22 protein-coding genes are annotated in these 21,563 nt (G+C 40.0%); 19 read left to right on the plus strand and 3 right to left on the minus strand.

What is annotated here, in order from left to right:
• The first annotated feature begins 39 nt into the window (after positions 1-39).
• On the plus strand, positions 40-1,368 hold the full coding sequence (locus H0185_RS20315) for a bifunctional folylpolyglutamate synthase/dihydrofolate synthase (protein ID WP_221875319.1): 1,329 nt from the start codon (positions 40-42) through the stop codon (positions 1,366-1,368).
• 45 nt (positions 1,369-1,413) lie between these two features.
• Here H0185_RS20315 and H0185_RS20320 read toward each other — a convergent pair whose 3' ends face one another.
• Genes H0185_RS20320 through H0185_RS20330 form a run of 3 tightly spaced genes read right to left on the minus strand, consistent with a single transcriptional unit; the run spans position 1,414 to position 3,514 of the window.
• Positions 1,414-2,607: a type II secretion system GspH family protein gene (locus tag H0185_RS20320; RefSeq protein ID WP_221875320.1), complete on the minus strand. Its 1,194-nt coding sequence runs from the start codon at positions 2,605-2,607 to the stop codon at positions 1,414-1,416.
• Entirely contained in the window at positions 2,591-3,067 is a 477-nt protein-coding gene (locus tag H0185_RS20325; protein WP_221875321.1) for a PulJ/GspJ family protein, read from the minus strand. The genes H0185_RS20320 and H0185_RS20325 overlap by 17 nt, the downstream gene beginning before the upstream one ends.
• Positions 3,068-3,070: 3 nt before the next feature.
• A complete protein-coding gene (locus H0185_RS20330) occupies positions 3,071-3,514 on the minus strand; it encodes a type IV pilus modification PilV family protein (protein ID WP_221875322.1) in 444 nt (147 codons plus the stop codon).
• 250 nt (positions 3,515-3,764) lie between these two features.
• On the opposite strand from H0185_RS20330, the gene H0185_RS20335 reads away from it, so the two are divergent.
• The 18 genes from H0185_RS20335 (at position 3,765) to minD (ending at position 21,089) form a co-directional block, all read left to right on the plus strand.
• Positions 3,765-4,718, plus strand: a complete 954-nt coding sequence (locus H0185_RS20335; protein WP_221875323.1) for a hypothetical protein — start codon at positions 3,765-3,767, stop codon at positions 4,716-4,718.
• A gap of 90 nt (positions 4,719-4,808) precedes the next feature.
• A complete protein-coding gene (locus H0185_RS24535) occupies positions 4,809-6,161 on the plus strand; it encodes a VanW family protein (RefSeq protein WP_221875324.1) in 1,353 nt (450 codons plus the stop codon).
• A gap of 23 nt (positions 6,162-6,184) precedes the next feature.
• Positions 6,185-7,843, plus strand: a complete 1,659-nt coding sequence (locus H0185_RS20345; protein ID WP_221875325.1) for a GspE/PulE family protein — start codon at positions 6,185-6,187, stop codon at positions 7,841-7,843.
• 12 nt (positions 7,844-7,855) lie between these two features.
• A complete protein-coding gene (locus H0185_RS20350; protein WP_221875326.1) occupies positions 7,856-8,896 on the plus strand; it encodes a type IV pilus twitching motility protein PilT in 1,041 nt (346 codons plus the stop codon).
• 1 nt (position 8,897) lies between these two features.
• Positions 8,898-10,103 (plus strand): type II secretion system F family protein, encoded by a 1,206-nt coding sequence (locus H0185_RS20355; RefSeq protein WP_221875327.1) that lies wholly within the window; start codon positions 8,898-8,900, stop codon positions 10,101-10,103.
• 117 nt (positions 10,104-10,220) lie between these two features.
• Complete coding sequence (locus H0185_RS20360; RefSeq protein WP_221875328.1) at positions 10,221-10,649, plus strand: type II secretion system protein; 429 nt, start codon at positions 10,221-10,223, stop codon at positions 10,647-10,649.
• A gap of 49 nt (positions 10,650-10,698) precedes the next feature.
• A complete protein-coding gene (locus H0185_RS20365; RefSeq protein WP_221875329.1) occupies positions 10,699-11,445 on the plus strand; it encodes a prepilin peptidase in 747 nt (248 codons plus the stop codon).
• A gap of 17 nt (positions 11,446-11,462) precedes the next feature.
• Positions 11,463-12,455, plus strand: coding sequence for a type IV pilus biogenesis protein PilM (gene pilM, locus H0185_RS20370; RefSeq protein ID WP_221875330.1), 993 nt, complete (start codon positions 11,463-11,465; stop codon positions 12,453-12,455).
• Between the two features lie 3 nt (positions 12,456-12,458).
• Positions 12,459-13,187, plus strand: a complete 729-nt coding sequence (locus H0185_RS20375) for a PilN domain-containing protein (RefSeq protein WP_221875331.1) — start codon at positions 12,459-12,461, stop codon at positions 13,185-13,187.
• On the plus strand, positions 13,184-14,035 hold the full coding sequence (locus H0185_RS20380; RefSeq protein WP_221875332.1) for a hypothetical protein: 852 nt from the start codon (positions 13,184-13,186) through the stop codon (positions 14,033-14,035). The genes H0185_RS20375 and H0185_RS20380 overlap by 4 nt, the downstream gene beginning before the upstream one ends.
• A 130-nt stretch (positions 14,036-14,165) precedes the next feature.
• Positions 14,166-15,173 (plus strand): SPOR domain-containing protein, encoded by a 1,008-nt coding sequence (locus H0185_RS20385; RefSeq protein ID WP_221875333.1) that lies wholly within the window; start codon positions 14,166-14,168, stop codon positions 15,171-15,173.
• Positions 15,174-15,376: 203 nt separating this feature from the next.
• Entirely contained in the window at positions 15,377-15,949 is a 573-nt protein-coding gene (locus H0185_RS20390) for a Maf family protein (RefSeq protein ID WP_221875334.1), read from the plus strand.
• 84 nt (positions 15,950-16,033) lie between these two features.
• Entirely contained in the window at positions 16,034-16,705 is a 672-nt protein-coding gene (gene radC, locus H0185_RS20395; RefSeq protein WP_221875350.1) for a RadC family protein, read from the plus strand.
• Positions 16,706-16,861: 156 nt separating this feature from the next.
• Positions 16,862-17,884, plus strand: a complete 1,023-nt coding sequence (locus H0185_RS20400) for a rod shape-determining protein (RefSeq protein WP_221875335.1) — start codon at positions 16,862-16,864, stop codon at positions 17,882-17,884.
• 149 nt (positions 17,885-18,033) lie between these two features.
• Complete coding sequence (mreC, locus tag H0185_RS20405) at positions 18,034-18,930, plus strand: rod shape-determining protein MreC (RefSeq protein ID WP_221875336.1); 897 nt, start codon at positions 18,034-18,036, stop codon at positions 18,928-18,930.
• The gene (gene mreD, locus H0185_RS20410; RefSeq protein WP_221875337.1) at positions 18,927-19,445 is read left to right on the plus strand and encodes a rod shape-determining protein MreD; all 519 of its coding nucleotides are present in this window, start codon (positions 18,927-18,929) and stop codon (positions 19,443-19,445) included. The genes mreC and mreD overlap by 4 nt, the downstream gene beginning before the upstream one ends.
• Positions 19,446-19,603: 158 nt before the next feature.
• Positions 19,604-20,284, plus strand: coding sequence for a septum site-determining protein MinC (gene minC / locus H0185_RS20415; protein WP_221875338.1), 681 nt, complete (start codon positions 19,604-19,606; stop codon positions 20,282-20,284).
• 1 nt (position 20,285) lies between these two features.
• Positions 20,286-21,089, plus strand: coding sequence for a septum site-determining protein MinD (minD, locus tag H0185_RS20420; protein WP_221875339.1), 804 nt, complete (start codon positions 20,286-20,288; stop codon positions 21,087-21,089).
• Positions 21,090-21,563: the final 474 nt, after the last annotated feature.

Raw genomic sequence — 21,563 nt, forward strand, 5'->3', positions numbered from 1 at the left:
TCCTCTTTATTTTGAGTAAGTATACGGGGGGTGACAGGAATGGTTACTACTTATAAGGAAGCCCTTGACTGGATACATGGAAGGTTAAGGCTTGGAATCAAGCCAGGACTAAAGCGAATGGAAGCAATGATGTCAGAGCTAGGTTCACCGGAAACAAAACTGAAGGCTGTTCATATTGGTGGTACAAATGGCAAAGGATCCACAGTAACATTTCTACGCTCGATTTTGGAGGCAAGCGGGTATAGTGTGGGTACGTTTACGTCACCATATATTGAACAATTCAATGAACGAATAAGTGTGAATGGCCAGGCAATAAGCGACGGAGAGATTGTGGAGCTTGTTAACGTGATACACCCACTAGCACATAAGTTGGAAGAAACCGAATTAGGGGGACCAACGGAGTTTGAAGTTATTACCGCAATGGCCTTTTATTATTTTGGACACGTTCATCCAGTAGATATTGTATTGTTTGAGGTTGGCTTAGGTGGAAGATTGGATTCAACCAATATCATTCAGCCAATGGCCTCCGTCATCACTAATATTGGGCTTGATCATACCAATATTTTAGGAAACACATATGAAGAAATTGCCTTTGAAAAAGCAGGGATTATTAAAGAAAACACGCCTGTGTTTACAGCTGTTCAGCATAAAGGATCATTGCAGGTCATTAAAAATCAAGCAAGTGAAAAAAATGCATCAATTCTCGTGTTAAATGAGGATTTTTCAATAGTTAAGTATCAGGGTTTGACTAAAGGTGAGCAGTTTTCTTTGAAAAGTAAATTTGGCGATTTAACCGATTTAGAGTTAGGGATGATTGGTAAGCATCAGACTGAGAATGCCAGTTTAGCGGTAGTTGCCCTACAATATCTGGACGAACAAAAGCTTATTACAGTCACTGAGCAATCAATCAGAACCGGATTGAGCGCTGCCTATTGGCCAGGAAGATTTGAGGTTCTTTCGGAGCAGCCTTTAGTCATCCTTGACGGGGCGCATAATGATGAAGGAGTTTCAAAATTAGTGGAGACATTGTCTACACGGTACGCCAATCGCTCTATCCATATCGTATTCGCAGCCTTAAAAGACAAAAAGCTAGATAAAATGATTGCTCAACTAGATCAAGTCGCTGACCAGATTACCTTTGTGTCGTTTGATTTTCCACGTGCCGCAGCAGCAGAAGCTTTGGTGAAGTTAAGTCATTCTGAACATAAATTAGGTGTGGAAGACTGGCGAACTTATTTGTCTGAGGAAGTTGCCAGACTAAAAGAAGAGGAAGTACTCGTCATTACAGGTTCGCTTTATTTTATTTCGGAAGTGAAATCTTATTTAAGAATAACCTCACAAAGTAGTAAAATTCTACTAAAACAATAAGAAAAAAATGTAAAAAGCTAAAGGGCTGGCCCTTTAGCTTTTTACCTAATTATACTCAACACGATCGACTAGCGCTTCAATATTTTGCCCCCATTTAATGGTAAGATTGATTGATGCTGGGCTACCGCACTGTTGTTCAAATATCTCGTCCCCAACTTCACTTTTAACAAATAGATTTCCATTAATTTTATTTGGTTGAGAATTATTGACAGTCAAATTTCCCTGTACACACATCGTAGAGTTGCCGGAAATATCCAATTTATCGATAACTGCATTTCCTCCAACATATACAAAAGAACCGTTATCAAGCTCTAAATGTTTACCATTAATGATATTTCCTCCGACTAATATCCTTGATCCTACATCGACTTTTAAGTTTCCTTCAAAGGTTGCGTTCTTTTTAGTTTCTATAGTAAGTTTGGAAGCACCATTCATGTTACTTCCAATTTTAATCCCACCTTCAGAATGGATTTTCAAATTAACTGAGTTATTTGCATTACCATCAATTGTAAAAACATTATTAGGGTTAGTAGAATAGGCAATTTTATCTGAAAGACCGTTATTATTTCCGTTATTATTATTGTTTTTTCCAGGTAGTGGGTTTGAGCCATCTACTAAGATGGCGTCACAGCCAGAAGTAAACGATGTACACCCGGTTTCCGGCAAGGGCACTTCATTAAATGTAGGTAAAACAAAATTAATTGAGTCTTGATTCACTATAATCGACTCTAAATTGAGCAGTACATCAGCTTCTAGGGCAGTCGGATGACTGTCTCCCTCGCTTCCATTAACAGAAAAATGAACTTTTACCTCATTCGTATCAGTATCAACTGCAGTTGAAATATTATTAATTTCAAAAATCGCGTCATTATTAGCTTCGATGGTGACAGGTCCTTCTTTCTGTAGCTCACGTTTGATAATTTCTGCTGTGGCAAGGATAGCTTCCTCTCTAGCTGCTGCTTCATCAATATCTTCACCAGGAAGAGGATTTAGGTTGTCGTTCACTTTCTGATTTACTTCAGCTCCGCTTGACTCAAATATCTGTTGAATGGCAACCTTATAATATGCAATTCCTGCTTCGGCAACAGCAGTTGACTGTGAGGAACTTTCAACAATTGAATTTTGCTTCACACTGCTAAAAGCTTGTCCCATGAAAGAAAGGAAAACAATTAGAAATACAACGATGATTAATAAAACCGTGACGAGAGCGTACCCTTTTTCGTTATTCAGACGATTCATCTACAGTCTCCCTCCCTAGACGATAAAGCGTTATTTTAACGTCTATAGAATTATTTGTGTTATTTTTATCTGTCAGGGTTAATGTTAGTGGGACATCAGGCATATTTCCACTTCCTCCCACTATCTGTCCACCAGTTTGGGAGATTGGTAGTGTCGTGGTGTATGTGACACAAATTTGGTCGGGGTCAAAAATTTGAGATTCCCCATTATATTTGATAATAATTCCACAAGGTGAATCTTCCCGAACACTTCCAATTTCATATGAGTTTACTGTTTGATGTACTTTCAGTAAGCTGGTAGTAATAATGTTGGCTTCCTGCATCATCATGTTTTTTGTAATTGATTTTTGTGAATAATTAAAGCCTTGGAAGAATACTTGCCAGATAAGAATTCCTGCAATAGATAGAATAGTTATAGTGGCCAGTACTTCGACTAAGGTTAAACCGCGATCATTCCTCATTAATCATCCCGCCTTTGGAACTAAGATATATCCATATGTCTCAGTAACCACCTTGTCATTGTCATTTAAAAGCCGAACAACAATTAGATGCGCATTATGAAGCTTTGAAATTTTACTAGCCACTTCTTTTATATTTATGGTAGCTTTAAAATCATTTTTAGTAGTGTTGAAGACATAATAGCCATCCGCAAGTTGTGGTGGATCCAAGCTTAATAAGAGTGTTGTATCCGGATTCGAAATATAGGTTATCATTTCACTATTTTCTTGCCATTCAATTAATAATTCTTTAGCAAGTGAAATGGCTTGTACCTTATCTTCATTATATTTATTCATCTTCCCCATTTGAGGGAAGATGTTCATTAAAGATACGAGAATAATTGATAGTATAGTTAGTGCAGCCAGCACTTCAATAAGTGTAACTCCGTTATTATTACGTAGAACCTTCATCTGATCCAATCCCTTCAAGGGTATTCCGCTATTTTCAACTCTATCATATCATTTATACATTAAATAAGAGAAAAGAACTATGTTAAAAAGTAAGGAATTTTTCCCTTTTTTTGTGTTAATTGACATTAGATTGTTATCTATTCTTCTTTTAAAATACTTTTTTGTGTAATACAATAAGGAAAATGGACTGTGTCTAATTATGTAGAAATTGATAGAAATAGATTGAATATTGATTAGGGGTGTCGAAGTGGTGAGCTTTCTATTCGCCAGTATTGCAATACTGGTCCTTTTACCTATTTTATATTTTTTACCACTGGGCTTTTCAGTAAAAGGGAAAGGTGTGATCTTTGCACTATCCCTATTGATTTCGTTAGTAGGGTTAATTGCTACACCTATTCTTCAACTATGGCAAATCGGTTTAATTCTTTTGTTATTTGTCGGTCTCGCGGCCTATTTGCTAAGAAATAAAATGGACCGATTTCTTGAGGTTGCAACAGAAGAAGGAAATGAGTTGCTGCAACCTGTGAATCAAACGGTCATCCCGGAAAATGTCAATGATGCCTTTAGCTATATTGCAACATCCGATCAAAAGCAAAAAGAAACGACAGAGCCAGAACAAACTGGAATCTTAGCCAAAGCATTGAGACAAGCTGGAGAAGCGAAACCAAGCATCCTCTTTGGAAATGGTAAGTCTGATAAAGATGGTCTCGATCTTACATTATTTACTGAAGAAATTGCCGCTACAAGTGAAGCTGTGGATCATGAAATCAATCAAGAAGAGTCTGAAACTAGTTACCTTGCTGATATGGAAGAATTGTTAGCAGTCGAAGAGAACGTTGAAAGCTTAAAACCTATAACAGATAAACATGAGTTAGCTGAAATTCCAGTTGATAACGTAAAAAGTGCTCCAACAAGATTACAAGGCAACTTAACGCTAGACGAAGATGAGTTAGCAGAAATTCCTGGCTTCGATGAAGTGAATGTAAATGAGATTCAGAGCAAGCCAACAGCTGTTCTAAAAAGCCAAGAAAAATCGGAAGACTTTTTAGATGAGTTGGATGAGATTCCTGAAGTTGATTTTCATAACAAAGACACGAAAGAACAAACGAAAGAAACTGCGTTGGATGCGGAATTTTGGAATCAGTTGCTAGAAGAAGATGAATTAGAAATCATTGATGATGAGGAATTAGAAAAAGTAAAATAAAACTTAGGACTGAACAGTCAATAGAGGCTGTTTCTTTCCTTTTTTAGCATGAAATAAAACACGCGTGACAGCTTGTAGGGGGAAACAGGTGTGAACAAACAACAAGGAATGAAACTGTTTATCGTACTTTTGCTTAGTACTTTATTTATCTATAGTTTTTCACATTTTGGTGCCCTTGCGTATGAAGCGGTCACAAGTGAGGAAGACATCTTTTTATCAGGGACAACCATTGGTTCTGTTGATGTTTCCGGACAGGCAAAGGCTGATGCAGGAACAAGCATTGCTGACCATATCCAAAGATGGCAAGCAGAAGCCAAAATTAATGTGAAATATAAAGAGAAACAAATTCCTGTTAACCTGGATATCTATCAATTTGATATTCAAGGTTCAATCGATACTGCACAAAACGGTCAACAGAATCCATTGCTTGCTTCAATCGATTCAGAGGATCTAGATGGATTCCTAATCCAGCTATCTTCAAACTTAGCACTAGATAATACAGCTATTACAGCTATTAAAAACGAATTGCTTGCTTTTGGGCAAAATTTAACAATCGGTCAGCAGGAACTTTCGGTTAACCAATTAATTGAAACAGATGCAGAAAATGAAACAATTAGTGAAAATACACTCACTCTTCACGGTGCAAGCGTGGCAATGAAGGACTGGGTTGAGGCGTTATCACCAATTACCGTTCCTGCTCAATCGCAAATTTCGTTTGTGAAATTATTAGAAGAAAGTCAGTTGACTGCGATACCATCAGGAATAAGCAGTATGATTGCTTCTGGAATTTACTCAACCATCCTTTCTACAAACTTTGAAATTATTGAACGCCATATCGGACAAGTATTACCGGATGATATTGAGTTGGGGTATGAAGCAAAAATTAATCCTGATAATCACTTGGATTTTGTCTTTGGGAACCCAAATGATACAGAGTATATGATTGAACTTCAATGGAGTTATCCTGTATTGACTGTACAACTAAAAGGAAGCCCATTTTTATACAAATACGAAATTGTAGAAAGTGACAAAAAAGAGTTTAAGCCAAAAACCATTATTCAGTATAGCCCGCAGCTGCTTCCAGAACAAAATAAGGTTAAAGAAGCAGGGAAGCATGGTTATCTGATTAAAATCTCACGTAAGGTGCTAGGAGAAAAGGGTGAGTTGTTACGTGAGGAAATCATTTCAGAGGATTTCTATGTGCCAGTTGAAAAAGTAGAGGTTCATGGATTAAAGGCAGGTACGACGAGCGATGACGCGACTACGGACACAATTCAAGATGATACGGAACCGGCCACTGACACAACTAACGCTGACAGTTCGACTGAAGTTGATCAAGAAACAACTGATACGAATGAATCTACTAAAGAATCCCAAGGACAAGGACAAAAAGATAGTCTAGACAATGACTTCTGGGGCAAGCCAAATGAAAGTGAAAAATAAACCATTTGAAGCGGTGATTCTAAATGAAACAAACTAGAAAACGGCTTGGTGACTTAATTGTTGAAGCGGGCTTAATTACAGAAGAACAGCTTCAAGAGGCATTACAGGAAAAGCAATCAAGTCAGAAAACCGGCGATTTGCTTGTGAAAAAGGGATTAATTACCGAACAGCAATTGATTGAAGTGTTGGAAGTTCAACTTGGAATCCCACATATTAGTTTATATGGTTATCCCTTTGATACAAACCTTTTTACACTGATTTCTAAGGAAACAGCACAACGTAACCTCGTGGTTCCGTTGCGCCGTGAAGGAGATAAATTACTCGTTGCGATGGCCGATCCGATGGATTTCTTTGCAGTGGATGATTTACGGTTATCAACTGGCTTCCAAATTGAAAAGGTAATTGCAACGCGAGACGACATTATACGAGCGGTTAATAAATATTACGATGTTGGTGAAGAGTTCGATGAATTGAATGAAACCACTAAAGGTGATTCAGGTCAAGATGAAAGTATCACCGATGAATCGTCTCCAATTGTTAAACTAGTGAATCAAATTTTACTAAGCGCTGTGATGCAAAAAGCGAGTGATATTCATATTGATCCACAAGAGACAAAAGTGATTGTCCGATTCCGCGTCGATGGCTTATTACGTGTGGAGCGAACATTGCCAAAACAAATGCAAAGCATGCTAATTGCCCGGTTAAAAATCATGTCGAATCTTGATATTACCGAACATCGTGTGCCCCAGGATGGTCGGATTAAAGTGACGATTGACTATCATCCAATTGATTTGCGAGTGTCTTCTTTACCTACTGTGTATGGTGAAAAAATCGTTATGCGGATTCTCGACCTGTCTAGTGCGATTACCGATCTTGAAAAATTAAGTTTTAACAAAATCAATCTTGAACGTTTTAATAAATTGATTGAAAAACCAAATGGGATTATGTTAATTACCGGACCCACTGGTTCAGGGAAATCTTCGACGCTTTATGCTGCTTTAAACAAGCTAAATAGTGAAAGTGTTAACATCATCACCGTCGAAGACCCGGTTGAGTTTCGGCTTGAGGGAATCTCTCAAATTCAAGTGAATACGAACGTTGGAATGACCTTTGCCGCCGGACTACGGGCGATTTTACGTCAGGATCCGGATATTGTCATGGTCGGGGAGATTCGTGACCGTGAAACAGCCGAAACAGCAGTACGAGCTTCACTGACGGGTCACCTCGTTCTAAGTACACTCCATACAAATGATGCGATTAGCTCAATTAATCGGCTTATCGATATGGGGGTAGAGCCGTTTCTAGTGGCGACAGCCTTGTCCGGAATCGTTGCGCAGCGTCTTGTTCGTAAAGTTTGTCGTGACTGTGGTGAAGCTCATGAACCAACAAAAGCAGAAGTTGAAATGTTTGCCAAGCGCGGCTTGAAAATTGAAAAGGTCATGCGCGGCAAAGGCTGTGCTTCATGTAGTATGACTGGCTATAAAGGTCGGATTGCGATTCAAGAAGTGTTGATGATTAATGATGAAATTCGCCGTTTAATTATGAACGGGGAGCCTATCTCGAAGTTAAGACAAGTTGCGATTCAAAATAAAACAATCTTTCTCGTTGATGATGGGCTATTAAAAGTAAAACAGGGATTAACGACAACCGAAGAAGTGCTTCGTGTCGCGATTCCTGAATAGAGGTGGATACATGTGAAAGAAAAAATCGACAAAATTTTAAAAGCTGGTTTTGCATTGAAAGCCTCCGATATTCATTTAACTGTTGGCGTCCCGCCGATGTTCCGAATTAATGGTGAGTTAAAACGATACGGGAAAGAAATTCTGCTTCCAGATGATACTGAAGGAATCGCAAAAGCAGTGATTCCTGAAGATCAATGGGATCGATTTAAAGAACTCGGAGAACTTGACCTTAGTTATGCCGTTCCAGCTATCTCTCGCTTCCGTGTCAATGTGTACACCCAGCGTGGCAGTGTCGCCTTGGCAATCCGTGTAATTTCGACCAACATCCCTTCGATTGATGATTTGAAAATGCCCCCGATTATTAGGCATATTACTGAGAAGCCTCAGGGCCTTGTCCTTGTCACTGGACCAACAGGGAGTGGGAAATCAACAACTTTGGCCTCAATGATTGGCTATATGAACCAAACCATGCGCAAGCACATTATCACGATTGAAGACCCGATTGAATATCTCCATAATCATGGCAATTGCATTATCGATCAACGTGAAATCGGTGCTGATACAAAAAGCTTTGCAAATGCGTTACGAGCTGCATTACGGCAAGACCCAGATGCGATTCTTGTTGGGGAAATGCGAGACCTTGAGACAATTCAAACAGCCATCACCGCAGCAGAAACAGGACACTTAGTGTTTGGTACCTTGCATACACAAAGTGCCCCAGCGTCAGTCGAGCGGATGATTGACGTATTTGACCCAGCACAGCAACCCCAAGTTCGAACACAGCTTGCTGGTGTTCTGTTGGCGATTATTTCGCAGCGGTTGTTTAAAACGATTGACAACTCAGGTAGACGGGCAGCGACAGAGATTATGATCAATAATGCCGCGATTGCCAACCTGATTCGAAATGATAAAATTCATCAAATTGAAACCGTGATTCAAACGTCGCGAGCACAAGGGATGCATACGCTTGAGACGAGCATTAAAGATTTAGTTCAATCTGGTGTCATCTCAAAAGATGCGGCCAAACAATTTTTAGACGAGCAGGCGAACTAATATGGCGAGATTTAAATATTCCGGTCGCGACCGCAAAGGGAAAAAGTCAGGTACAGTGACTGCAGCCTCAAAACGTGAGGCAATGGAAAAGCTTCGAGCTGATGGTATCCGGATTGTCGATATGACCGAAGTGCCAGAAACCATTATGACGAAGGATCTTTCGATTGGGAATCCAGTCAAACTTCAGGATTTAGTAATATATTTGAGACAGTTTGCTACTTTGATTAAGGCCGGGGTAACAATTGTCGATGCAACGAATATCCTCGCGATGCAAACGGAAAGTAAAAAGTTAAAAATTGCCTTGGAAGATATAGAAAGCGAACTTCGTCAAGGGCGTCCTTATTCTGATGCCGCCGAAAAGCATAAAAAGATCTTTGAACCTATATTTATTAATATGGTTCGCGCTGGTGAAGCAGGCGGGAATATGGAAGAAACTTTGGAGAGACTAGCGGAGCATTTTGAAAAACAACATAATACGCGACAAAAGATTAAGTCCGCCATGGCCTATCCTGTTGTTGTTGGAATCATTGCTGTCGCAGTTGTTATCTTTATGCTCGTTTCAGTAGTCCCTACATTTGTGGGTATGTTTGCTGATTTCGGTGCAGACTTGCCTGCAATCACGCAATTTGTTTTGAACGCTAGTGAATTTACACAGGTATATTGGTGGTTAATTTTATTTTTAGCTATTGCCTTGGCGCTGGGATTAAACCTATTAAACAATGGAAAAAAAACAAGATATTATATGGATATAATCAAACTTAAAATGCCAATATTTGGTAAAATGCTACAAAAAGCCGCATTAGCAAGAATGACAAGAACTCTAAGCTCATTATTCTCATCGGGAGTTCCAATCTTAAACGCACTTTCAATTGTTGAGGGTGTCGTTGAAAATGAAGTTATTTCCCGTGTCATTAAAGCTTCAAGAGAGGACTTGGCACGTGGACGTTCATTAACGGGTCCGATGAAGGAGCACTGGGCTTTCCCTCCCCTAACAACGCAAATGATTTCGATTGGTGAAGAAACTGGGTCTTTAGATGCGATGCTTTCAAAAGTAGCTGAATTCTATGAAAAAGAAGTCGAGAATAGTACTGATAAACTAAAGTCTTTGATTGAGCCGTTAATGATTGTCTTTTTGGCTGGTATCGTTGGTGTCATTGTTCTTGCGATACTGACACCAATGTTTGATATGTTTAATCATGTGGGTTAGGAATTTGTTGGATATTGTAAAAAATACTTTTTTATTGGCAAATAGTCATAGTATAATAGAACTAAGTTCAAGATATTGAACAAAAAATAAGATATTTTAAAAGGGAGAGAGAAAAACATGTTACAAAAGGTCAAAAATCGTCTTAAAGATCAACGCGGCTTAACATTAATAGAGCTTTTAGCAGTTATTGTTATTCTAGGAATTATTGCTGCGATTGCGGTTCCAAGTATTTTAGGTGTAATTGATAAATCTGAAAAGGATGCAATTAAGTCTGACGCAATACAGATATTAAATTCCGCGAAATTATATGTTGCTTCCGGTGGAGAAGTTCCTAGTGGTGGAATAAATTATGGTATGTTAGATCCATATATTGATGTGGAATTAGATTCTGATCCTAGTATCACTGTAAATTATGATACCACTGCGACAGGCGAAAATCAGTTAGCAATTACAGGTATAATCACAAAAAGTGGAAAATCAATCACTTTCAGTGATGCAACTATAGCTGAAATTAATAGTGGAACTGGTATATCAGCAGAAGAGTAACATTATTATTAGGAAGCTTTTTAGTATACTATTATAGTGAGGTAATACTTTGATAAGTTCCTTATTGTTTCTATATGGAATTACCCTAGGATCCTTTTACAACGTAGTTGGTCTTAGAGTCCCGGTTGGAAAATCAATCGTCTATCCAGGCTCGCATTGTCCAAGCTGTGGACACAAGCTTAGAGCCTTAGAATTAATACCAGTGTTATCGTACTACATTCAAAAGGGGAAATGCCGCGGCTGTGGGTCGCGGATTTCTCCTATTTATCCAAGTATTGAATTTTTGACTGGTGTCTTGTTTGCCATTGCACCTTTGCTTGTTGGTTGGACGCCTGAACTGATTATAGCGTTAACACTGATTTCTTTATTTATTATTATTCTCGTTTCTGATATCGCTTATATGATTATCCCTGATAAAGTGTTGCTTGTATTTGCAGGGATTTTTTTATTGGAACGAATTTTTATCCCGCTCTCGCCATGGTGGGATTCACTTGCAGGCGGAGCATTAGGATTTGTCTTATTGCTCGTGATTGCCCTAGTCAGCAAAGGAGGCATGGGTGGCGGGGACATTAAGTTGTTTGCGTTAATTGGCTTTGTAGTTGGCACGAAAATGTTCTTTTTATCTTTCTTTTTTTCGACCCTACTAGGAGCTGTTCTTGGCTTATTAGGCATGGCCTTAGGGCTTGTAAAGAAAGGTAAACCGATTCCGTTCGGACCATTTATTGCTGTTGGAACACTAATCGCTTATTACTTCGGTGATACATTGGTTGCACTATACTTAAACTTATACTTCTAATTGAAGGGGGAACTCAAATGGCATTGCCCCTCATAGCATTAAAATCTCGTCCCGTTGAGATTGTGATTAATGATCATAGCATCCGCTACATTGAACTGAAAAACGGACAAGACTCTCTTCCCTTAAAATGGGGAGAGCGTTTTTTGCCGCCAGGGATTGTTAAGGAAGGAAAAATTATTGATCAGGAAACACTGAAAATCATTCTTGAAGAATGTATTGATGTTTGGAAAATAAAACGACGCAAGGTGCGGTTTCTTGTCCCGGATCCGTTTGTGACGATCCGGAAAGTGCCGATTCCTGCGGATGTTGAGATAGATGAAATTGAAGGCTATCTGTATTTGGAGATTGGTGAAAGTGTCCATCTGCCATTTGAAGATCCGGTCTTTGATTATATTGTTCTACCCCAGCAAGAAGAAAAGCGTGAAATCTTACTATTTGCTGCACATCGCGAGCATATATTGGGGTATTCAGAGTTATTCTCTTCGGTTAAACTAAGCCCGGAGGCAGCCGATATGTCTTCGCTTGCCCTGTATCGACTCTACCATCAATTTGCTAAAAAGCCTGGAAATGAAAACCTTTTTATTATCCAGTATGATTTAGACTTAGTAACGATGAGTATTTTTGAAAATGAAATTCCCTTCTTTACGCGTCACCATCAGCTTTCGTTTGACCATAAACAATGGAATACGCAAGTTGGTCGAAGTGGCTTTCAACAGTTTACTTTTATTGGGGATGAAACACAGTTTATGGAGCAATTTGAAGAAGTAACGAAAGAGATTAATATGATGATTGACTTCTATCAATTCTCGTTAAACCAAGGGAAAAATGAACTGTCGAAAATCCTCTTGATTGGTGACCATCCGCTTTTAAAGAGGATTATAGTAGAATTGCAGAGCCGTTTAGAGATTCCCGTAAATATGCTTCATAATAATGATATTCCTACTGTTAAAAATAAACCGTTGCCAGCCTCGCATTATCTTGCTTTGGGACTAGCTTTAAAAGAGGTGTAACCGATGCTTGTTGAAATTAACCTGTTACCAAAAAAACAACCTAGAAATTTTAAACTCATTGGTATCCTCTTAGGTGCTGTTCTTTTAATGCTAGTTGCAGGGATTACACTTTTATGGCAAGGAAACAGTTACAAAAATGAACTTGTAGCATTGGATAATCAAATTGCCACAACTCAGCAATTGGTTCAAATTCAACAGGAAAAAGTTGTCAGCGATCAAGCTTCAAACTCAGTTGCCACACTTGAAACGGCCGTTAAATGGGCAAGTGAGGACCCTTTAAAAACCGTGCCAATCATTAAGCATGTAACAGCTCTGTTGCCGAAACGGGGCTTTATTGAAAATATTTCTTACGCTGAATCAGGAACTGTCAACTTAACGGTCCAATTTGATACGAGTAAAGAAGCAGCCTATTATTTAAAAACATTGCTAGATTCCGAGTGGTTTGAGGCAGTCACGTTAAGTTCGGTCAGTACAAGTGAACCGGCAACAGCTGAATCTAGTTCGACTGAGACGCAAGAAAATACTGATGGTGATGAGGCACCGGAAACAAGCGAAGATGAAAACACTACTGACACGGAACCAGAAAAAGAAGTGGAAGAATCAAAAACAAATACGGATATTGTTCCAAGATATATTGGCCAGTATCAGTTAACGTTAAATCGAAAATACATCAATGCTGAGCAAAACAATAAAAACTCCGTAGCTACTAGCGAAGGAGGAGAAGAATCATGAGCCTTCGCTTATCGAAACAAGAACTATTGGTGCTAATAGCGGCGGTTGTAATTGTTTCTGCGGTGATTTTCGGTGGAAACTATTTGTTCTTAAACCCAAAGAAAACCGAGATTAGTAACAAAGAACAGCAACTTCAAACCGAAGAAAAATTGCTTGCGACAATTGAGGAGAAACTGGCGGGTACAAGTGCACCATCACCGCAAAGTGTAGCTGAACTGCAAAAAAAAGTACCAGTGAAACAACAGCTTGAGCAACTAATCCTGGATTTAAACCAAGCAGAGGTTATATCTAATAGCTTAATCTCCAATATGTCTTTCTCTGAAGGAGATGTAGCAGCAAGAACTTTAGAGGATGCAGGTGCGGAGAATACTCAAGAAACAACAGATCAAACTGGCGAGGGAACTCAAAATCCTCAAGCTACTCAAGAAACAACCAATGAATCTAGTGAGGTTACACAAAATCCCCAGTCTACTCAAGAAACTGAAGCTACTGAGGGTGAAGAGCAATATCAACCTCTGCCTCTTCCAGAAGGAATCAAAAAGCTAAATGTCAATCTATCCGTCACCTCCCCTAGTTATAAGGACTTGATGGATTTCTTAGGTGCTCTTGAAGGTTTAAATCGACGAGTGGTGATTGAGTCTGTCGCTTTTTCTGGTTCTACTGAATTAACGAATGTTGAAGATAAGATCCAGGAGTTTTCTTACTCTATTACTCTTTCAGCGTTCTACATGCCAACGCTTGAAGACTTACAAGACCAGCTCCCAGAGCTAGAAGTACCAGCTCCTGGAAACAAATCCAATCCATTTGCAAGCTCTCCTGATGTAATCGGAGAATCAACCTCTGAATAATGGTAACCTAATCTAGTAAAAAATTTGACGAAAGCATTCCTGAACAAGACGACAAAAGTCTTGTTCTTTTTTTTTATGCATATGATAGGATTAAACCAATTTTATGTGCAGGAATCGGGAGGGCTGACATTTGGACAAGCACAAAACCATTACGATAAAGATCAACGGCAAGGAACGCCCACATAAGGACGAAGAGCCGAAGAGCAATAAGGACACCGAAAGTACAACTCAATCAGAGGCTAAACCTAAGATTAAAGCTTGGAACGAAACAGCTGCTGCGAAAGAATCAGCTGATGATTCGTTTGACTGGGTTTTGCCAGAAGTATCAAAAGAGGATGGAAATGATTTTCAGGTGGTTTCAAAACCGAAGGATACGAAGCAAAGAGGTTTTCGTTTGCCGGGATTGCCGCAACCTCCTAATAAAAAACGTGGAAACTCATCAGGTGTTTTCCCACGAATTGCTTTGAATATTCTTTTTGCAGTGGTTTTAGGCCTTGGATTTGGAATGATTATCCTGAATACGGTTAAACCAGATGCAGTAGAAACTGTTGTTCCTGCTACAACTGCGCCTGCAAAAGATAAACCAGCTGAGGGTGGAACCGGAACAGAGAGTGTGGAACTTCCTACATTGTCGACCTTTGTAGTTCAGGGAGGTGCTTTTTCCACTGAAGAATCCGCCAATACCGCGGGAAAAGAACTTGAAGGCAAAGGGATTGATGCCCAAGCGGTGTCAGTGAATGGACAGTTTCTATTGCTATTAGGAATGGCTGGTTCTCTTGAAGACGCTAAAGTGGTAGGTGCTGAGTTTGCAAGTAAAGGAGCGGAAGTGTTTTCGAAACCCCTTGAGGTTGGAGGTTTCAGCGTAGAGGGGCTAACAAAAGAAGAAAGTAGTGTTTTGACGATTGCACCAGAGCTGTTCGCTATCCTTTCAGGTGGAGATTATGCTAATTCAAAGGATGTTGAAGATCAACTTGCGAAACTCAAAAAGGTAGACGAAGCTAAAATCAATAATAAAGAAATCAAGGCTGCTAAGAAAAATCTCGAAAAGGGAGCAACTGCCTTTCTAGCAAAGGATAACAGTGGAGTTCAAAAGGAAAGCCTGGCATTTCTCGCTTCTTGGCAATCACTTGGGAAATAGTGACAAAAACTTACAAATATCCTTCGAGTTCCTAGGTATATTTTCTGGGAAATACAACATAATAACAGGGTCTGTCTTCCTATTCGACAGGCCCTGAATTTTTTGTCTTCTTTTATCTCCTAAAGATTGTGAGAAGTGCTGAGATTTGATACGATTAACTTGTATCTCTCCAAAAAAATGCAAAGAATATGAAAGGTGATGTTATGCAACGACTTATTTTAGCCTCATCCTCTCCACGACGAAAAGAACTTCTTGAAAATCTCCACTTAACTTTTGAAATTTCCAGCAGTAATGTTGACGAGAGTTTCAGTCCTGAATTGACACCTGAAGAAGCTGTGAAGGAACTTGCTTCGCGAAAGGCAAGCTTTGTTGCTGAAAAAGAACCAGATGCATTTGTTATCGGTTCGGATACGGTTGTGGTTCATGAAGGAGACATACTTGGAAAACCGAGCGACCGTGAAGAAGCTTTATTCATGCTGAAAAAGCTTTCCGGGCAAACGCATTCCGTTTTTACAGGTGTATGTATTATTAGCCCAGAACGAGAAATTCAGTTTTATGAAAAAACAGACGTGGTATTCTGGGAGCTGTCTCAAGAAGAAATGGACGCCTACATAAGCAGTGGGGAACCGTTCGATAAAGCAGGCGGTTATGGGATACAAGGCTTTGGGAGCTTCCTTGTCCGAGAAATAAAAGGAGATTATTTCTCAGTAGTAGGCTTACCGGTAGCTAGAACCGTCCGTGAACTGCGACGCGCTGGGTACGTCCTTCCGTATTAACTTACTTTCCAATTACATCCTTCTTCTAAAACTGTTCCCTGTCACCATGATAGGGAGGAAAGTTGATTGCAAACCACTTCAATTATGATTAAGGATTACCCACAAAATGAACGCCCTCGGGAACGATTTATTCTTAATGGAGCGCAAAGTCTATCGAACCATGAACTTGTCGCGATTCTTTTAGGAACCGGAACGAAAGAAGAATCGGTGTTGCAGCTTGCTAACAGACTGCTAGCAGAGTTCGAAGGCTTGAGATTACTTAAAGATGCAACGCTAGAAGAGCTAACCGCAATCAAAGGAATTGGCCGTGCCAAAGCGATTCATCTTCTAGCAGCTGTCGAAATTGGTAGACGGCTAGCGAGTCATACTCATGAAGATCGTTATGTGATTCGTTCACCAGAGGATGGCGCGAAATATTTAATGAATGATATGAAATATCTCTCACAGGAGCACTTTGTTTGCCTATATTTGAATACGAAAAATCAAATCATTCACCGCCAAACGATTTTTATCGGGAGCTTGAATGCCAGTATCGTCCATCCGCGCGAGGTATTTCGCGAAGCAGTGCGTCGTTCGGCTGCTTCGATTATTTGTGCACATAATCATCCTAGTGGAGACGCTTCGCCAAGCCGGGAAGATATTGAGGTTACGAAGCGTCTTGTGGAATGCGGCAAAATGATTGGGATCGACTTGTTAGACCACTTAATTATTGGTGATAATAAATTTGTTAGTCTTAAGGAAAAAGGCTATGTTTGAGACTAGGATTTTAATTATCGTTACGCTATAATATATCTTATGGTTTTTACTAGAGGATGAGTATGTTCATCTAAAAATGGCCTAAAATACGACATCGCTGTGAACATAGATAATGAACTTTTAAATGCATTTTTGTTAAGAAAGGGAGATACAACCATGCTAGGAATTGGGACAAGAGACCTGGGTATTGACTTAGGGACCGCTAATACACTGATTTATGTGAAAGGAAAGGGGATCGTCCTTAGGGAGCCATCTGTTGTGGCATTCCAAACGGATACAAAATCGATTGTCGCTGTAGGGAATGACGCGAAAAACATGATTGGCCGTACCCCAGGGAATGTTGTTGCCCTTCGCCCAATGAAAGACGGCGTCATCGCTGATTATGAAACAACAGAAACGATGATGAAGTATTACATTAAGCAAGCAACGAAAAATAAAGGCTGGTTTGCTGGCAAGCCGTACGTTATGGTTTGTGTGCCATCAGGAATTACCGCGGTTGAAGAGCGTGCCGTTGTTGACGCGACTCGCCAAGCTGGTGCTCGCGATGCGTTCACGATTGAAGAACCGTTCGCAGCAGCGATTGGTGCCAACCTCCCTGTATGGGAACCAACAGGAAGCATGGTAGTCGACATTGGTGGAGGAACGACTGAAGTTGCCATCATTTCCCTTGGAGGGATTGTTACTTCTCAATCGATTCGTGTCGCTGGTGATGAAATGGACGATGCAATCATTAACTATATTCGTAAAAATTATAATTTAATGATTGGGGAGCGTACCGCTGAAGCCATAAAAATGGAAGTCGGCGCTGCCGGCGAACCAGATGGCATTGAAAACATGGAGATTCGTGGTCGGGACTTATTGACAGGACTACCGAAAACAATTGAAATTACAGCAACTGAAATTTCGGGAGCTCTTCATGATACGGTGTACTCAATTGTTGATGCCGTCAAATTGACACTAGAAAACACACCGCCAGAACTTGCGGCAGATATCATGGACCGTGGAATTGTCTTAACAGGTGGTGGAGCTTTGCTTCGTAACCTTGATAAAGTGATCGCTGAAGAAACAAAAATGCCTGTCCTTATTGCCGAAGACCCACTAGATTGCGTGGCAATCGGTACAGGAAAAGCACTTGATAATATTGCACTATTTAAAAATAGAGCAAAAGAATCTAGATAATTAGAAAAGCTAAGTCCAGTAGTTACTGGATGCTGGGATTTAAACAAATTTATATCGAAGGAAGTGCCTTACCAATTAAGCTTGGACAAGGCACTTCCTCCTAATAATGAAATCGACTTTATTTTTTATAGAAATTTGGGGTGTAAGTGATGCCACAGTTTTTTCTGAATAAACGCCTGATCATCTTGCTTGTGAGCATTATTATCCTCGTGGCATTGATTGGATTTTCGATAAGAGACCGAGCGAATTTGAGCTGGCCGGAGAAATTTGTGAAAGATACGACTGGTTGGGTACAGTCACTCGTAGCAACGCCGACACAGTATGTAGTCGGTATTTTTGAGAACCTAAAAGACTTGCAAAATACATATGAAGAAAACAAAGAATTGAAGAAACATCTCGAAGACATGGCACGTCTTGAGGCTGAGGTGTATTCGCTTGAACAAGAAAACGCCGAGCTTACCGAGATTTTAAAAATAGAAGGATCGATTGGCGATTATGACCCAATGCAGGCAACGGTGATTTCTCGAAGTCCGGACCGCCTCTGGCATGAAGTGATCATTGTTAATAAAGGCTCGTCACACGGGGTAGAAAAGAATATGGCCGTGATGACAGCGCGAGGGTTAATTGGGAAGGTTAAGAGTACGACACCGTTTACTTCAACAATTCAACTTTTGAGTGCGCTTGATCCAACCAACCGTATTTCCGCAGCTTTGCAAGGTGATAAAAAACTCTTTGGTACGATTGAAGGCTATGATAAAGAAAATGAATGGCTCTTATTAAAAGGATTGCCGGTCGAGGCGAAAATTAAAAAAGATGAAATGGTTGTAACTTCCGGGCTTGGCGGTGTTTTTCCTGGGGATGTTCCAATTGGAAAAGTCATGGAAGTAGTTCCTGATCAATTTGGGTTGAATCAGACTGCCTATATAAAACCTGAAGCTGATTTTTATAATATTAGTCATGTGATGATATTAACGAGAGGCATGACCATTCCAAAAGCAGTTGAAGAAAATAAAGAAGCTCAAGAAAGCGAGGGGGATGACCTGTGAAACGGTTTTTAGTTCCCCTTCTTCTTGCATTTCTATTTGTGTTTGAAGGATTGTTTGCTCAACTATTTCCGGCCGATATTTTTAATGGGGATTATATCTTTGTCCCAAGAATCTTGATTATCGCAATCTTTTTTCTAACGATTTATGGTAGCTTGAAACATGGAATTATTTATGGATTCGTGTTCGGGTTGCTGTTCGATATGGTGTATACTGAAATTATCGGTATTTATTTCTTTCTCTTTCCATTATCTGCTTTTCTATTTTGGAAAATCATGAAGCTTATTCAAACGAATATTGTGTTGGTTTCGTTAGTCAGTTTAATCTGTGTTGCCTTTCTAGAGGCAGCTGTTTATGTAATGAACTTGTTGATTCATATTACGAGTATGGATTTTTCAAGCTTTGCGGAAATTCGCCTTGTTCCAACCTTAGTATTGAATCTAATCTTTGTCATTTTCGCAGCGTTTCCTCTTAAACGACAATTTGAAAAATTTGCTGATGCTTTACGGAATGATTAATAGGCTTAATTCACTGTTATTTGCGAAGCGTCTCTGCAGGGGATTGTTACAATGGTCCTAGCGAGTTTTTTATTGGAAAAATCATTCTGTTGCTACTATAAAAAAGGAATTTGCAAGCCGATGTCGAATTTCTTTTATCATTGAGGTGAACATCTTGTATGAAAAAGACACAAAATGTGACAATTAAAGGAACTAAAGACGGATTGACACTCCATCTCGATGATACATGCTCCTATGAGGAGCTGAAACAGGAGTTAGATCGCAAGCTATCCAACTCAAGCCGTGTCCAGGAGGATAATAAACTTTTAACCGTAAAGGTAAAAGTCGGCAATCGCTACTTATCTGAAGAACAGAAGGAGGAGCTAAAGGATTTAATCCGCCAAAAGCGAAACCTTATTGTTGATGATATTGAAACAAACGTCCTGACAAAGGAAGATGCGGAACGGTTGAAACGAGAAGGAGAAATTGTCTCCATTGCTCGTGTAATTCGTTCAGGTCAGGTAGTTGAGGTACTAGGTGATTTACTTTTAATCGGCGATGTAAATCCTGGTGGTACCGTAAAAGCGAGTGGAAATATTTTTATAATGGGTAGTCTGAAGGGAATCGCCCATGCAGGTTGTGAGGGGAATGACGAGGCGGTAATCGCGGCTTCGGTTATGAAACCATCTCAGCTGCGCATAAGTGATAGCATCAATCGTGCTCCTGACCACAGCTCCGATGAGGATGGAAGGTCAATGGAGTGTGCATATATATCCGAAAATAACCAAATTATTGTTGATAGATTACAAGCATTGATTCAGCAAAGACCAAATTTAACTAGATTCGAAGGAGGCCGCTAGAGTGGGAGAAGCAATCGTAATTACATCTGGAAAAGGCGGGGTGGGTAAGACAACAACTTCAGCCAATATTGGGACAGCTTTGGCCCTTCAAGGTAAAAGAGTCTGTCTTGTTGATACGGATATAGGACTACGTAACTTAGACGTAGTGATGGGGCTCGAGAACCGGATTATCTATGATTTGGTTGATGTGATTCAAGGTAGATGCAAAATCCATCAAGCACTTGTTAAGGATAAGCGTTTTGAGGACAAGCTTTACCTCTTACCTGCTGCGCAAACGACGGATAAAACAGCCGTTGAGCCAGAGCAGATGAAAAAGCTGATTGACGATTTAAAACAAGATTATGATTATATCATTATTGATTGTCCAGCGGGGATTGAACAAGGCTATAAAAATGCCGTTGCTGGTGCTGATAAGGCGATCGTTGTAACAACACCAGAAGCATCCGCTGTTCGTGATGCAGATCGAATTATCGGTCTTCTTGAAAAAGAAGAAGGCATTGAACCACCGAAGCTCATCATCAACCGAATTCGCAGCCATATGGTTGAATCAAAAGGCATGATGGATATTGATGAAGTCACCACACATCTATCAATTGACTTAATCGGCATTGTCGCGGATGATGATGAAGTCATTAAGGCTTCAAATCACGGGCAGCCAATTGCCTTGAATCCAGACAACAAAGCATCCATCGCCTACCGCAACATTGCTCGCCGAATCCTTGGTGAATCCGTACCGTTGCAGCATTTAGATAATAAAGAAAAAGGCATGTTTACGAAGATTAAGCGTTTCTTTGGCGTTCGTTAAGAGTGTTATTTTATAGATTGTTATGATAAAACCCCGGAGAGTTTATTTCTGGGGTTTTTTGGTGTTTTAGATTATTTAATGTAACTGTAAACCCAGTTGCTGCTCATAGTAAGGTGAAGGTGAGTAGTATGGGAGCGGAGAGACCTGCTCGTTGCCCATGCTAGGTTGAAGAAGAGGAGTATGGGAACAGAGAGGTCCGCTCGATACCCATTCTAGGTTGAAGAAGAGGAGTATGGGAACAGAAAGGCCAGCTCAATACCCATACTAGGTTGAAGAAGAGTAGTATGGGAACAGAAAGGCCTGCTCAATACCCATACTAGGTTGAAGAAGAAGAGTATGGGAACAGAGAGAGCCGCTCGATGCCCATAGTCGGGTGAAGAAGAGGAGAGAGAGGTCCGCTCGATGCCCATACTGGGGTGAACAAGAGTAGTATGGGAACAGAGTATAAATGTCAATGTAATCATGTACATTTTT

Source organism: Mesobacillus maritimus, assembly GCF_019749255.1.
GTDB lineage: Bacteria > Bacillota > Bacilli > Bacillales > Cytobacillaceae > Mesobacillus_B > Mesobacillus_B maritimus_A.

Bases quoted from the DNA above. Each gene is read 5' to 3' on its own strand.
- H0185_RS20315 (WP_221875319.1), top strand. From the start codon at position 40: ATGGTTACTACTTATAAGGAAGCCCTTGACTGGATACATGGAAGGTTA.
- H0185_RS20320 (WP_221875320.1), bottom strand. From the start codon at position 2,607: ATGAATCGTCTGAATAACGAAAAAGGGTACGCTCTCGTCACGGTTTTA.
- H0185_RS20325 (WP_221875321.1), bottom strand. From the start codon at position 3,067: ATGAGGAATGATCGCGGTTTAACCTTAGTCGAAGTACTGGCCACTATA.
- H0185_RS20330 (WP_221875322.1), bottom strand. From the start codon at position 3,514: ATGAAGGTTCTACGTAATAATAACGGAGTTACACTTATTGAAGTGCTG.
- H0185_RS20345 (WP_221875325.1), top strand. From the start codon at position 6,185: ATGAAACAAACTAGAAAACGGCTTGGTGACTTAATTGTTGAAGCGGGC.
- H0185_RS20355 (WP_221875327.1), top strand. From the start codon at position 8,898: ATGGCGAGATTTAAATATTCCGGTCGCGACCGCAAAGGGAAAAAGTCA.
- H0185_RS20360 (WP_221875328.1), top strand. From the start codon at position 10,221: ATGTTACAAAAGGTCAAAAATCGTCTTAAAGATCAACGCGGCTTAACA.
- pilM (WP_221875330.1), top strand. From the start codon at position 11,463: ATGGCATTGCCCCTCATAGCATTAAAATCTCGTCCCGTTGAGATTGTG.
- H0185_RS20375 (WP_221875331.1), top strand. From the start codon at position 12,459: ATGCTTGTTGAAATTAACCTGTTACCAAAAAAACAACCTAGAAATTTT.
- H0185_RS20380 (WP_221875332.1), top strand. From the start codon at position 13,184: ATGAGCCTTCGCTTATCGAAACAAGAACTATTGGTGCTAATAGCGGCG.
- H0185_RS20390 (WP_221875334.1), top strand. From the start codon at position 15,377: ATGCAACGACTTATTTTAGCCTCATCCTCTCCACGACGAAAAGAACTT.
- radC (WP_221875350.1), top strand. From the start codon at position 16,034: ATGATTAAGGATTACCCACAAAATGAACGCCCTCGGGAACGATTTATT.
- H0185_RS20400 (WP_221875335.1), top strand. From the start codon at position 16,862: ATGCTAGGAATTGGGACAAGAGACCTGGGTATTGACTTAGGGACCGCT.
- mreC (WP_221875336.1), top strand. From the start codon at position 18,034: ATGCCACAGTTTTTTCTGAATAAACGCCTGATCATCTTGCTTGTGAGC.
- minC (WP_221875338.1), top strand. From the start codon at position 19,604: ATGAAAAAGACACAAAATGTGACAATTAAAGGAACTAAAGACGGATTG.